This window comes from Paenibacillus sp. JJ1683, from assembly GCF_053006485.1.
The window spans coordinates 276,322-291,067 of the sequence record NZ_CM129820.1; the positions used below are offsets into that span (position 1 = coordinate 276,322).

Annotated in this window: 9 protein-coding genes; 6 read left to right on the forward strand and 3 right to left on the reverse strand. The window is 45.6% G+C overall.

From position 1 onward, the window contains the following. Positions 1 to 14 precede the first annotated feature (14 nt). Positions 15 to 3,755 carry an alpha-L-arabinofuranosidase C-terminal domain-containing protein gene (locus ACUC6J_RS01200; protein ID WP_447249618.1) on the forward strand — a complete coding sequence of 1,247 codons (3,741 nt, stop codon included), beginning with the start codon at positions 15 to 17 and terminating at the stop codon, positions 3,753 to 3,755. A 141-nt stretch (positions 3,756 to 3,896) separates the two neighbouring features. On the opposite strand, the gene ACUC6J_RS01205 is transcribed toward ACUC6J_RS01200, so the two are convergent. Further along, positions 3,897 to 5,294 carry a phytase gene (locus ACUC6J_RS01205; RefSeq protein WP_025363717.1) on the reverse strand — a complete coding sequence of 466 codons (1,398 nt, stop codon included), beginning with the start codon at positions 5,292 to 5,294 and terminating at the stop codon, positions 3,897 to 3,899. Between the two features lie 110 nt (positions 5,295 to 5,404). Next, positions 5,405 to 6,283: a helix-turn-helix transcriptional regulator gene (locus ACUC6J_RS01210; RefSeq protein WP_016820150.1), complete on the reverse strand. Its 879-nt coding sequence runs from the start codon at positions 6,281 to 6,283 to the stop codon at positions 5,405 to 5,407. Positions 6,284 to 6,476: 193 nt separating this feature from the next. Between ACUC6J_RS01210 and ACUC6J_RS01215 the strand changes: the two genes are divergently transcribed. The 3 genes from ACUC6J_RS01215 to ACUC6J_RS01225 all read left to right on the forward strand — a co-directional run bounded on the left by ACUC6J_RS01215 (position 6,477) and on the right by ACUC6J_RS01225 (position 11,486). After that, positions 6,477 to 8,420: a glycoside hydrolase family 127 protein gene (locus tag ACUC6J_RS01215; protein WP_447249619.1), complete on the forward strand. Its 1,944-nt coding sequence runs from the start codon at positions 6,477 to 6,479 to the stop codon at positions 8,418 to 8,420. Positions 8,421 to 8,447: 27 nt separating this feature from the next. Beyond that, the gene (locus ACUC6J_RS01220) at positions 8,448 to 9,818 is read left to right on the forward strand and encodes an MFS transporter (RefSeq protein ID WP_025363719.1); all 1,371 of its coding nucleotides are present in this window, start codon (positions 8,448 to 8,450) and stop codon (positions 9,816 to 9,818) included. A 276-nt stretch (positions 9,819 to 10,094) separates the two neighbouring features. Beyond that, the gene (locus tag ACUC6J_RS01225) at positions 10,095 to 11,486 is read left to right on the forward strand and encodes an MATE family efflux transporter (protein ID WP_017427856.1); all 1,392 of its coding nucleotides are present in this window, start codon (positions 10,095 to 10,097) and stop codon (positions 11,484 to 11,486) included. A gap of 86 nt (positions 11,487 to 11,572) precedes the next feature. Here ACUC6J_RS01225 and ACUC6J_RS01230 read toward each other — a convergent pair whose 3' ends face one another. After that, a complete protein-coding gene (locus tag ACUC6J_RS01230) occupies positions 11,573 to 12,562 on the reverse strand; it encodes a zinc-binding dehydrogenase (protein ID WP_447249620.1) in 990 nt (329 codons plus the stop codon). Between the two features lie 134 nt (positions 12,563 to 12,696). Here ACUC6J_RS01230 and ACUC6J_RS01235 point away from each other — a divergent pair, with 134 nt between their 5' ends. Both ACUC6J_RS01235 and ACUC6J_RS01240 read left to right on the forward strand, forming a co-directional pair. Further along, positions 12,697 to 13,563 (forward strand): LysR family transcriptional regulator, encoded by an 867-nt coding sequence (locus ACUC6J_RS01235; RefSeq protein ID WP_447249621.1) that lies wholly within the window; start codon positions 12,697 to 12,699, stop codon positions 13,561 to 13,563. Further along, positions 13,547 to 14,695 carry an RDD family protein gene (locus ACUC6J_RS01240; protein ID WP_447249622.1) on the forward strand — a complete coding sequence of 383 codons (1,149 nt, stop codon included), beginning with the start codon at positions 13,547 to 13,549 and terminating at the stop codon, positions 14,693 to 14,695. The genes ACUC6J_RS01235 and ACUC6J_RS01240 overlap by 17 nt, the downstream gene beginning before the upstream one ends. The last annotated feature ends 51 nt before the right edge of the window (positions 14,696 to 14,746 follow it).

Consider the following 14,746-nt stretch of genomic DNA (forward strand, 5'->3'; position numbering starts at 1 on the left):
TAGGAGCCACAAAGATGACCAAATTCCAAGATCAAATCATTGCGCGGTACAAGTTTGATGATGCAGAGAATGTCGGCAAGGATAGCTCCGGACAAGGTAATGACGGGATTGCTTCAGGCACAGCAGTACCTACGATCTCCCATGCTACAGGAAGAGCGGCTTTGGCACTTGAGGGAGGACCCAACGGAACATCTTATATTCAGCTCCCTTCTGATCTGTTTAAAGATGTAAGCGATAACACCGGTGTTACAGTGACGGCTTGGGTAAACTTCGGCAGATTCACGGATATGTGGGAACGTGTTTTTGACTTTGGTAAAGCGCATACTGGGCCTTATATGTTTATGACACGGAATCTGCGCGGAACTCTTTTCACTGAGGTAGATTTGTCCGTAGACCCAGGAAGAGGCTTTGTCAGGGATGAGTGGATGCACATCGCCCTGTCTGTCATCGGCACAAAAGGCGGTACATTAAGCAGTGCGGGACCGGTGGTATATGTTAATGGTGAAGTGGCAGCAGACGGTTCCATTAGCCAAACCTCCAGTGGTAACTATGCTAAGCTGCGCAAATGGTTCGAAACATTTGCAGATACGACCAACTATAGTAACAATTTTATCGGTCGTTCCCAACATGCAGCCGATGTAGACTTTGCTGGCTCGGTTTCGGACTTTCGAATTTATAAAGCAGGTTTGACGGCGGATGAAATTATTGAGGTCATGTGCGATTCATTGACAGATGAAGAGATCGTGAAGCTTGCCCGCGATAAGTATTTATCATTTCCGACGACAATTATAACCAAAGACATAGCTCTGCCAACGGTTCTGATGGGTGGAAGAGTAGAAGTGACCTGGAAATCCAGCCAGCCTAGCATACTCTCTGACCAAGGTCAGGTTCAGGCGATTACTTCCGCACAGGGAGTCACCGTTACGGCTCTCTTGACCAGAGGTTCAAGCAGGATAGAAGAAAGCTTTGAAGTATCCGTTCTTCCAGAACAGTTGCCTCCATACACGCTGACCATTCATGGGAATAAAGAAGTTGTGGATGTCAGCGAAGTGATGTACGGCTTGTTCTACGAAGATATCAATAACGCGGCAGATGGCGGGATATATGCAGAACTTGTACAAAATCGCTCCTTCGAATCCTTTGAGTTTGATACGTATTCCCATGCTTCTGGTGAATGCGGCTGCTCTACAGGACGGAACCGCAATCCATTGTTCGCCTGGTCTGGTGATACGGACAAGATGGCTCCACAACATAGCGGTGGATTAAATGAGTTTTTGGGCGCAAAAGACAAGGATGTGAACTCTTATTACGTAACAGTAGCGGATGGGGCAACGATTCGAAACAAAGGCTTTTCCGATTCTAACCAGAATTGTGCCATGTCCATCCAAGAAGGTGCCAAGTATGAGTTCACCATCTGGGCGAAGGCCGATTCTGCGGGTACAATCACACTGCAACTGCAAGACTCGAAGGAGAAGGCCATCAGTGATTCGGTAACCGTACAGGTGGAAGGTGGCAACACGTGGAAAAAGTACGGCGTCGATTCCAAGCTGGTGCTGACAGGTACAGCTACGGTTCTGGGACAGCTGGCGCTTACATTTGAAGGCGACATTTCCATTGATATGGTCTCCTTATTCCCACAAGATGTATGGGGGGCGGGAGAGGAAGAGCAATCCCCATCGGCACACGCCAACTATCAGGGTAATCCGAACTACCGATTGAGAAAAGATCTGGTGAACGCACTGGTCGGCATGCATCCGAAGTTTTTGCGTTTTCCAGGGGGATGTATTTCCGAAGGATCATTTATATGGGAAAACGTATATGACTGGAAGGAATCCATTGGGGATATCGAGCTGCGCAAGGAAAACTTTAATGTATGGGGCTATATGATGACCATGGGTCTTGGTTATATGGAATACTTCCAGTTGGCAGAAGACCTCAATGCAGCTCCGCTTCCAGTTATGGCCTGCGGTGTGCTCTGCCAAGCCCGCTCGGATTATGCTCATCCGGCTGGCGGCGCATTAAGAGAATACTATATCAAGAATTTTACGGATCTGATCGACTTTGCGATCAGCGTTGATTTTGAACACAATGAATGGGCCGCCATGCGTAAAAAAATGGGCCATGAAGCACCGTTCGATCTGCGTTATCTGGGCGTGGGGAACGAAAACTGGGGCACAGAGTTCTTCGCCAACTTTGAAGTGTTCAAGACATCGATTGATGAGTACATGGAGAAAAACTACCCAGGATATGAGCTGCACATTATCTCCACGGTTGGCGCTCAAGCAGACGACGATGCCTATCAACAGGGCTGGAAGTTCCTGAGCGGTAATATGGAGGGCTCTGCCAAGGTTGCTTTTGCGGACGGTAACCAGGTGACGGAAGAAACTGTAACCTGGTATGAGAAGCAAAAAGACTATATGGACACCATTGCCGATGAGCACTATTACCGTTCTAATGAGTATCTGTTGAATAATGTGGACCGCTATAATTATTACTATAGAGCTTATAACGCTGATGGCAGTGTCAACTGGAAAGAAACGTCGAAGGTGTTTGTTGGGGAGTATGCCTCAACAGATAAAAATACATTGGCAGGCGCAGTCGCAGAAGCAGCAGTGATGACGGGCTTCGAAAATAATGCTGATGTCGTCCGGTTGGCTGCCTATGCGCCGCTGTTTAACAAAGTCCTGACGGACGGAACGTACAGATGGACACCGGATTGTATCTGGTTCGATGACGAAACTGTATGGTTTACACCAAACTATTATGTGCAGCAAATGTATGCCCAATATTTGGGTAATAAAGTATTGGCCACTTCGTTCTCTACTTACAAAAACGGCCAGCCAATCGACCTCATTCCTCAGGGTGGAATTGAGATCGCGACAGGTAACGCCGAGGTTGTGGTTAAGCGTGTGACTGTTACTTCGAATAAGGACGGCAGTGTGCTGCTGGATCAAGATTTTACCAAGGAATTGAATTCAGCCTGGCAAGTTATTCCTGGCTCCGTGGGATCTACGGTGGAGGAAGGTAAGGGGCTTGTCCTCAAAGCCCAAGATAGCGGTCTGAACGGCCTGTACATCTTGAACGAAAGCTGGAACAACTACAAGGTAGAGGTCGTTGCTTCCCGCATTTCCGGCACGGACGGTTTTTATGTGGGCGCAGGTCTCACGGATATTACCACTGAGAAAAAGAATGTCATCGAATACGCGATTGGCTATGGCGGCAATGCTACCGGCGTGAAGGTTTACAAGCAAGGTATAGAAGGCTATACCATGGGTGACTACTCTTCCAGTACAGCTGCGGGCAACTTGAGAGCAGCCAGCTATGAAGAACTGGCCGATAATACCGACTACACCATCACGGTGAACTATGGGGGAGAAACGGGCAACAATCTGATTTGCTCCTACACGGACGGCAAGACAACCAGCAAAGTGCTGGATTACAAGCTGGAGGCTTACAACAGAGACGTGTTTCATTCGGTGACCCGAGATGCTGAACATGTATATGTGAAGCTTGTAAATGCCGACAACGTAGATAAGGCAACGCAGCTGAATCTACAAGATTTGAATGTTGAGTCCAGCGCCAAGCTGATTACACTAACCGGCGATTCCTCGCTTGTTCATGTACCTAACGTGAATAAGAAAAATGATGAAAAGGTAGTGCCTACCGAACATCAGGTCACACTTCATACAGATTCTGTCCTCTTACAATTACCGGCTAATTCGGTAAATGTACTGGTACTGGATCTAAAGGCGTAGTACCACTAAGAAGTCAGGCGAAGAGTTTTGTGTTTTTCACACACTGGACATATTCATATGAAAAGTTAAAACCCGCTCATTGAGCGGGTTTTTTCTATGAATCGAGTCAGAATGTTGTTGTATCGATTTCCCTGATGGGCATTACTTCGTGCTTCTGTTTACCAATTCACGTGGATTGGTGCCATCGTCTATCGTTAGCGGGGTAGGAGCACCTGTAGCAATTCGTTCCCAAGGTACCATTTTAAAGTTCTGATTTAACTTCTTGCCGTTTTGGAGATTTTCGTCATCTTGTGCAACGAAGATACCATGAGGGAAATTCTTGCCTAATCCATAGCCAAGAACATCAATACCGTCTGTGACAGACGTACCATCTACGGTAGGGCTGTCGCCGATCGTGAAGTTGCTAATATAGGCATTGTCGCCTTGTCGTTCATAGATCGCATAGCTGCTGTTGCCTTGACTGGAGGCCATCAGGTACCCCTTGCCGTCCTTGCCATAATATAATGTGAGTCCCTCTATGTCATCGTGAAGTCTGCGTCCATCTGCAATATCAACACGTTGCAGCGGCTTGGATGAACCGTCTGGCTCGGCGCTATATTTCCAAATGGCGTAATCCTCTTCAGCAATGTACAGCGTACCATATTCATCATCGGCGACCATGCCCTCGGATTGCGTAGCCAGCTTAAACTGGCGGACAAGCTTGCCGGCAATTTTGCCGTTTCCGTTGTCAGTCAACTCATATTGCTCGAATTCGCCCTCTTTGCCCAAAACGAGCGCGTAAAACTTATCTGTCTTGAGGCTATGGTACAAACTGAATCCATATACTTCTTTCATGGTTGCTTTAATAGGTTTATCAACCACGTTGGTTAATGTTCCTGATTCACCGTCAATGGCAAAGATATCGATCGTGTTATTGGTACGATTGGTTGCGCCGGCGATATCAATTTTTTTACCGCCCAATGTGAAACCATAACGAAGATCCACGTTGTTCATTTTTCCGACTTTGATGTTCTGCAGTTGCTTGCCATCTAGATCATAGACTAAAATTCCGCCTCCTTTATTGGTAGCTAAAATTCTGCTTTTATCCGGATCAACCGGATTGAGCCAGATCGCAGGGTCATCAGCTGCATCTTCTCCATCCTCCACGGCTTCTGTTTCGACAGATGGGGTCACTTTATAGGTGGGAACTGCGTCTTTAGGATCTGCATATTTGCTATTTTCTGCTTCAAGCGCAGTAATCACTTTTGTAGGAAGATATACATTTCCATTGATTATTTTAATTTCACGGTCTGCTTTTCCGGTTTGGCCGGCTAGACGATATTGCTTCTCACCGACTGTAAAAGTTCCCACAATGCCATTTTTCAGCTTGACCAACACTGAATGGTCATCACTATCCCATGTAATAGTTGCCCCCAATTTATCTGCTTGTGTTCGTAGTGGTGCATACCCAGATGGTTGAGTGTCTGCCGCATGGATCAGGTCTGGTGATACCAGAATCCCTGTTAACATGGTTAATAATGCTAGTTTAGTTGACTTCATATGTATGCCCCTTTTCTGATGTGAAAATGATATAACCGACTCAGTATAAAGCGACAATATCAAAAGAATACAATCGAAATGTAAAAGAAATGTAAAAGAGACGTAAACATTCAATTGGTGGCTGGTTTCCAGTATTGCTGTCTGTAGTTTTTCGGCGACATTCCGAATCTTTCCTTGAAGCACTTTGAAAAATAGCTGGCTTGGGAGAATCCTGTTTCCTCCGTAATTTGTTGGATGGACCAGTCGGTTTGCAGCAAAAGACTGCGTCCCTGATCCAGACGGTAGTCCATTAAATACTCAAGTGGTGTACGCTGAAAGGTGGCCTTCATGCATCTAGCAAGATAATTTTGATGTACGTGAAAATGCGCCTCCAGGTCTTTATTAGTAATCGCATTTCTGTAGTTTTGTTTTAAGAAAATTTCGATCTGTTCAGCTAACTTGGAGGAACTGCTTTTATAATTCTCATCATATTCCAAACTCTGAAAAATATTCACAAATGTTTGTTGAGTCTCCCATAGAGCCAGCTTTCGGGTTTTTAGAGTAGAGGCTAGTAAATAGTCCAATTTGGAGAACAGCTCATGGGGATTAATTAATTTCTGATATTTGGGTAGATGGATGGTGGTATGTTCTGAGTGAAAATGCAGTTCAGGAATGGGGGTGCTAGGGATAATAAAATTCGGCGAGGATTGGGCACACCACATACTGTTGGTTTGAAAATGAAACCAGTAAAAGGAGGTTTGTTCTGTACATGCCTCTATGGGGAAATGGTGCTTGTCCGGCTCAAGAATGAGAGCATGATTTTCAGTTATCTTCCACGATTCATCTTCCTCACCGATGTGCAGTAGTCCTTCTTTAATGATAATTACGTCAAAATAACCCAAGTTATAGCGATTCGGATGCCAGTCCCCTTTTTGATATGTAGTAAAATTTCCCTCTATGAAATAGGGCAATGGAGGGACAAGGAAAGATAGAAAGTCTGTTTTGCTCATAGAAGTCAGCTCCTTTGTGTGTGAAATCGTATAAGTTTTAGTTAAAGATCGCGATTTTTTTTATAAATTCAGGTTGATAAAATAAGGACTGTAGCAAGGGGCGCTCAGGTTAGCCTGTTCGATATTATCATTACTTTATCCTTATTTTTTCAAAAATGAAAGCGTTCTATTTCCAGGAAGGGATGTTTATTCAATGAAAACGGCAAAGCCAGTGAAGCATGTCATCGTCGATGATTCATTTTGGAAAAAGTATAAGCAGGTTGTGGCGGAAGAGGTCATTCCCTATCAGTGGAAAGCACTAAATGATGAATTACCAGATACAGAACCCAGTCATGCGATTGAGAACTTTAGAATTGCAGCCGGTGAATCCAGTGGGGAGTATTATGGAACCGTTTTCCAAGACAGTGATCTTGCCAAATGGCTGGAGACGGTCGCTTTTAGCTTAAGGGATCATCCAAATTCTGCGCTTGAAAAGCGGGCCGATGATGTTATTGAACTGTTGGGAAGAGCTCAGGCTGAGGATGGGTATCTGAATACGTATTATCTGCTCAAGGAACCCGATAATCGCTGGACGAACCTAAGAGATAATCATGAGCTGTATTGTGCCGGGCACTTTATAGAAGCGGCTGTTGCTTATTATGAAACGACAGGTAAGACGAAATTTCTTTACATTATGGAGAAATACGTAGACCTGATTCAGCAGACTTTTGGTACAGAAGAAGGGAAACGGAAAGGCTATCCGGGCCATGAAGAAATTGAGCTGGCCTTGATCAAATTATACGACGTAACGGCTAAGGAACAATATCTTAAATTAGCGCAATATTTTATCCAACAGCGGGGACAGCATCCAATTTATTTTGTGGAGGAGCAAGAAAAGAGAAAGCATATTCAAACAGAGCCCACCTGGAATGATGATAACAACATTAATTTTGGCCTAGGCTTTGAGTACCAGCAGGCACACCAACCTGTACGGGAACAAAAAGAGGCGGTCGGTCATGCGGTAAGAGCAGTGTATTTGTATATTGCGATGGCGGATCTGGCCGCAAAAACGGGAGATGCTTCCCTGTTACAAGCCTGTGAAACGCTGTGGGATGATGTCACGAACCACAAAATGTACATTACCGCCGGAATCGGGTCTACGGTGAACGCGGAAGCGTTCACTTGCCATCATGATCTTCCCAATGACAGCATGTACTGCGAAACTTGCGCCTCTGTAGGGCTGGCCTTCTGGGCTAACCGCATGCTGCGCTTAGCGCCGGACCGGAAATATGCCGATGTTCTGGAGCGCGCGTTATACAACGGAACGATCAGCGGAATGGATCTGGATGGGAAACGGTTTTTCTACGTGAATCCGCTGGAAGTCAATCCTTTTCAAAAATCGAGAAAGGATCAGGAGCATGTAAAAACAGAACGGCAAAAATGGTTCTTCTGTGCCTGCTGTCCACCCAATTTGGCGCGAATGATTGCATCAGTGGAGGACAATATGTACACCCAGACTGATGATACGTTATATACGCATCTGTATATTGCCAGCAAGGTGAACATGAATTTATCTGGCCAAGACGTTGAAATTACACAAACTCATCATTATCCGTGGGATGCGGATCTTGCTCTTTCGATCCATGTAACAGAGCCAACTGCATTTAAGTGGGCACTGCGAATTCCAGGGTGGTGCAAGCAGGCAGAGGTCAAGGTAAATGGGGAAGCTATCTCCATAGACCATCTGGAAAAGGGCTATGTCGAGATTCAGCGTACTTGGAAGGACGGTGATGTGGTCACTTTGCATTTGGCTATGCCGGTCGAGCGCATTCGGAGCAACCCGCTTGTCTCCATGAACCAGCAGCAAATTGCTCTCCAACGCGGTCCAGTCGTGTACTGTCTGGAAGAAGCCGATAATGGGGCGAACCTGGCAGGGTTAAGATTACCAAAGGATAGTCCTATTACAGAAGAGTTTAGCGAGAATCTGCTAGGTGGCATTGTAAAGCTGACCATAGAGGGATATCGGGTAAAAAGTTCGAATGCATTATACAGCTCGGAGCCCCCTGAACTTGTTCCTCAACAAATTACCGCTATTCCTTACTACGCCTGGTGTAATCGGGCCAAAGGGGAAATGCGTGTATGGGTTTATGAATCATAATTCATTCGCATGGGGAGAGGAAAGATCATGAGTACGAGAATTGTGAGTACGGAACCACCTGAAAAAGCAACCAGTACCGTTCCTTTTCATCGTAAAATCAGCTATTCATTAACGGATACGGCTGGCAATCTACTATACTGTGTCATCTCCAGCTATCTGTTATATTTTTATACAGATGTATTCGGTCTTTCTATCGGGATTGCCGGAACATTACTATTTATCACCCGTTTTATTGATGCCATTGATGCCCCGATCTGGGGCATCCTGATTGACCGGACCAAGTCCAAATACGGTCAGAGCAGACCTTATTTTCTATGGCTAGCTGTTCCGTTTGCCGTGTTCATGGTCCTTACGTTTACGACACCCAATTGGAGTGAATCGGGGAAAATTGCATACGCGGCTATCACTTATATCATAGCGGGTATCCTGTATACGGGAATCAGTACGCCGATTACGTCTATTCTGCCTAACCTGAGCACCAATTCCAATGAACGTGTGGTCTTGAACTCTTTCCGTATGGTCGGGGGAAACGTGGGCTTCTTCATCGCCACGACGTTCACATTACCCCTCGTAGCCTTCTTTGGACAGGGAAATGATCAAAAAGGCTTTTCCTTAACGCTCGTTTTATTTGGAATCATGGCGATTATTATGTTTTTCATAGCGTTTGCCGATTTGCGTGAAAATGCGGCAGTGAAAACGAAATCTGTCCCGATTGCTAAAAGCTTTACAGCTATCAAGCGAAACTGGCCCTGGATGCTCGTTGTAGCTGCTAACCTGTGTTACTGGATCGGCTTGAATATTCGTTCGGCTACACTTATTTTTTATCTGCAATACAATTTGGATAGTAAGGACTTGGTACCTTTAATCAATGGACTCACCTCTTTGCAATTGATCTCGATGGTTCTGATTCCGTTTTTCGCTAGAAAATTAAATAAAAATACGATCATGATTATCGGATTGATATTAGCTGCACTAGGTCAAGTCGTGATTTTAATGGGGAGCACAAACTTAACCCTTATTATTGCCGGTTGGATCATAGGTGCCTTAGGATCAGGCTTTGCGTGCTCGATGCCATTTGCAATGTTGTCCGATACAGTAGATTATGGGGAATGGAAAAATGGTATTCGGGCAAGTGGATTCCTGACTTCTATTGGAAGCGCATTCTGTATTAAAGCGGGTAGCGGAATTGGCGGATTATTGCCAGCATGGGTTATGGGTAGCACAGGCTATATTGCTGGAAAGGTTCAAACTCCGACTGCTTTGTCAGGCATTCAGTTCAGCTTCATCTGGCTACCGTTTATCGTCTTCTTGATCGGAATCATTCCTATGTTTTTCTATAAGAAATTCGAGAAGAATGAAGCTTCTATTCAACAAGATTTAATTGCGAGAAGATCATAATCATTCTTATAACAAGAGGTTAATAACGTTTCATAACATGGTCATACTGCTTAAAAACCTGTTCATTAAGCTGAGCAGGTTTTTTCGGTTTTTTCTATTCAAATGTGAGCAAAACCATTGACAGGATTTTCTTTTAGAGTGATACTTCTATGTAGAGAAAAGTGTACAGAATCAAGAGCCAGAGACATCTAGCCTTGCAACTTTATACATTTTTTCGCCATGAAAGACTCTTCTGCTGAAGGGTTTTTTTCAATTTGATAAAAAGAATGTGATAATATGAGTCAACTGAGTGTAAGGATGAGAACGCATGGCTTTCTAAATAGACATTTTTCAGGAGAGTCCATTGATTATCGGCAGATTATCGCCCTGTTTATCCCGCTTCTGATTGATCAGGCTTTTATCGTAGGTCTTAATTTGGTGAACACGGCTATGATTAGCTCGTCAGGAATGGCGGCGGTCAGTGCCGTAAATATGATTGATTCATTAAATATTTTTCTAATTAATGTGTTTGTGGCTGTGTCTACCGGGGGAACGGTTGTCGTGGCGCAGTATAAGGGGAGCGGTAATGACCTTATGGTCTCTAAAGCAACCTCCGGTACCATATCCTCCGTTTCCTTGCTGGCCTTATGCATCAGTCTGTTTATGATCGTGTTGTACAATCCAATTTTAAGTGTGCTGTTTGGCTCCGCCTCGCCTGATGTATTGGCTAACGGCAAGGTGTATCTGCTGGGAAGCTGTATGTCTTTTGTAGGGATTGCGATTGTTGAAGCGGTATGTGGAGCGCTGAGAGGGATCGGCAAGACGAGGGCATCGCTGGCTCTTTCGCTTATCATGAACCTTTCGTACGTGCTGCTGAATGTCGTATTTATTAACTTGTTGGATATGGGTGTACTGGGCATGACGATTGCAGTCAATGTGTCCAGATATGCAGGGGCTGCCTGCGCGTTGATTTATTTGGTCAGGGTAGATGATGACTTACGTGTCCAGCTTAGGGATATGCTTTATTTTAATCTGGCTATGCTTAAAAAGATTCTGTTTATTGGTCTTCCTTTTGCGGCGGAACAGATGTTTTTCAATGGGGGTAAAATTTTAACCCAAATTTTCATTGTGAACCTGGGGACCAATGCATTGGCGACGAATGCCATTTGCTCATCCCTAGCTAATGTGTTCCAAATTCCTGCAAATGCTCTGGCTCTTACAATTGTGACCGTGGTCGGTCAATGCATGGGGCGGCGAAATGTACACGATGCCCGCAAGTTTACCAAATCGTTTATTTGGCTGTCGTCCGCTTCGTTTATTGTAATGGGGCTGATCCTAATGCCTTTGTTTAAGCCGATGGTAGGGCTGTTTCATCCGCCTGCTGAAATTGTAGATGACATTTTTATGGTCATGCTGATTAATACGTTGGCCCAGATTCCGCTCTGGTCCATCGCCTTCATCACACCCTCTGCGCTTAGGGCAGCAGGTGATTCTAAATTTACGTCCCTCACCTCAATGCTGTCCATGTGGCTATGTCGGGTAGTGCTGGGATATGTTTTGGGTATTGTGTTCAATTGGGGAATTGTTGGTGTTTGGCTGGCCATGGATATTGAATGGGGGGTGCGGGGGATCGTTTTCCTCTGGCGCTTCCGCGGCAACAAATGGGTTCAGCATCGTTTGATCGACTGAATAAATCCACTACTATAAAATTGACCTCGGAATGAGGCCTTTTATAGTAGTGGATTTTTTTCTAGACGCATAGGGTTACGTGCGTATTACTCCATGCTGATCCCTATATTGCCTAGCTGCGCTCCCTGCTGCATACGGTAAAAGGCTTGCGCCGTATCTTGTAGAGGGAAGACGCCGTCTATAATGGGATGAAGGGAATGACGCTCCATGAATTGGAGCATATCTGCGAATTCCTCGCTGCTCCCCATAGAGGTACCGATGATGCTAATCTGTGGGAAAAATATGGAGCGAAGCGGAATCTCTATGTGATCTCCTGAGCTTGCGCCAAATGTAACGATTCGACCATCCGGTTTGATGACATCCAGATATTTATCGAACGTAGCGGGTCCGATGCTGTCAAGGATCAGATCCACGGTGTCTCCGTTCATACTTTCTTTCCAATCGCTATCACTGTCGAATGCATGATGAGCACCATGGGCGAGGGCAGCTTGCTTTTTGACTTCGCTACGTGATGTGACGCTGACCTGTGCACCCGCCGCTAAGGCCATAAGCATGGCATACGTGGCTACCCCGCCGCCAATACCGGGAATGAGCACATGATCCCCTTGCTGCAATTGGCCTCTAGTGAAGAGAGCGCGGTAGGCGGTCAAGGCAGACAGAGGCAGTACCCCTGCCTCTTCCCAAGACAGGTAAGCTGGCTTGCTGACGGCATTTTGAACGGGAATGATAACCGATTCGGCCAATGTTCCGTCCGAAGGACCACCCAAAATGGCAGGAACCAAGGGAACGAGGTGCGCCTTTTCCCATCCGATACAAGGATTGATGATTACTTCAGCGCCAACCAGCGAGTTTGGAACGCCAGCGCCTACAGCTTCGATCACGCCTGCTCCATCCGATCCGAGAATGAGTGGAGCATCGTTGTTGGTTCGATCCGCCATGAGGAACAGATCCCGATGGTTCAAGCCCACGGCTTTGAGTCTGACCTTCACTTCGCCGTGCCCCGGATGTCTGTCCGTAACGTCCTTATACATCAGGCCCTCAAGGCCGCTTTTGCCGGTATGTATTACAGCTTTCATTTTAAAGCCTCCTGTAGTCGATTTTAGATGCATTTGCATGTACTTTGAATTGTACAGAGCGGCAAGCATCCGGTAAAATGAACAAAATCGAACGTCAGTATCATAAATGATCATACCAAGCAGGTGATGTATATATGGAAAGCAGTGATTTGAAAATTTTTCGGGCGGTTGCTCGCGAGGGCAGTATCACAAGGGCTGCACAAGTGTTGAACTATGTACAGTCCAATGTGACCTCGCGGATTCAGCAGCTTGAGGCACAATTGAACGTACCGCTATTTCGCAGATCTAACCGCGGAATGACGCTAACATCGGCAGGAGAGAATCTGCTGGAGTATGCAGAATCCATACTGACCTTGCTCGACGAGGCAGAGAAGTCTACTCAATATTCGGCTCAGCCTGCGGGACCGTTGCGACTGGGCTCGATTGAGACGACTGCGGTTACGCATCTAACCTCATTATTGACGGGATATCACGCTCAATACCCTGATGTGCATCTGTCGCTTATGACCGGGGGGACGCATGCTCTTGTACAAAAGGTATTGAATTACGAATTAGATGGGGCATTCGTCTATGGTCCTGTCGATGATCCGAATATAGAGCATGTTGCGGCTTTTGAAGAGGAATTGGTGCTTATTTCGGAACCGGGAGAAAGGGATATGAGCAAGTTACTTGCCAAGCCTATGCTGTTCTTCGATGTAGGCTGCACACATCGGACAACAGCAGAGAGCTTTCTGAACGATTCAGGTGTGGATGCCTATCAGATTATGGAATTTGGGACATTGGAAGTCATTGTGGGTGGTGTAGCCTCTGGCCTGGGGGTGTCCATGCTTCCACACTCGTCAATTGTAAAGGCGAAGGAGGCAGGAAGGATTGCTTCGTATCGTTTACCCGAAACCTATCGTAAATTAGAGGTGTGGTTTGTTCATCGGCGGGATTCGGCTTACTCCAGTGCGCTGTCAGGCTTGCTCCACTGGATGAAAAAGGATGCTATACTTAACTAGGATTAAATTGACATCAGGGGTGTATCATTTGGAAGAACATCATTTATCGAAAAATCCATCTACAGTAGCACCGGGAGAATTTGTGAGGAATGGCGGCTATCAACGACGAGAACCAGATAGGATGGCGGTATTATCAGAGACATACGGAGCCTCTATCTTTTTCAGAAGATGGGCCGCCTGGATGATTGACTTCATTCTTATCGTCTTTGGGTATGGAGGGCTGGTTTATTTCGCAGCGAAGAAACTATCTGAAACGGAAACTCCAAATCTGGTCATGGTAGTGATTCTCTTCTTGATTGGCTCTTTCTGCTATTATCTGTTACTGGAAGGACTTACAGGCTATACGCTGGGCAAGTTTGTACTTCGTATTCAGGTTGTGAATGGAGAAGGAAGGCCGCCAGGCATGATTAAATCGTTGATCCGTACGCTCATATATCTGGTGGATACGAATCCGCTGCTTTTCTGGGGGCTGCCCGCCGGCATCTGTGTGCTGGTGACACCTCGGAAACAACGAATTGGAGATATGGTCGCCAATACATATGTAGTTAAGGTACGGGATTTGGGGAAGGTAGGCAGAAAGAAAAACGGAATTATTGCAGGAGCAATCATCCTGATGACGATCGCTTCGATTGTCTTTGCTGTATCCTTAATTTCTACGCTCATTACTCAAATCGTGAAGCCAGAGGTATTTATCAGTAAGGATAACCAGTTTGCGATTACGGCTCCGTGGAATTGGTCACGAGATAATATGATTAATGAGGAAGCGGATATTTCCATTAAAAATGAATTTACCGATAGATATTTGATTGTATTGTCTGAACCGAAAAGCGACTTTGACAGCAGTATGACCCTTCAAGAATATAAAGGGATTATTGAAGACCATTTGGTGTCAGAAATTACGGACCCCGAATTGGGGCTGGCCTCCGACAGGGTGGTGAATGGATACCCAGCCATTGAATTCACCCTAAAAGGAGAAGTAGACGGGATTCCGATCATGTATAATGTGACCACGATTGAAACGCCTTCGCATTATCATCAAGTGCTTGCTTGGACCTACGCTTCCCGGTACGGTCGAGCCCAGCAAGAGCTGCGCAAGATTAGAGACAGTTTCCGTGAAATGAACATGATGTAACGTGAACATGAAGCAGCTACTATATTCGAAGTTATTAGGGTAAACAAAAAA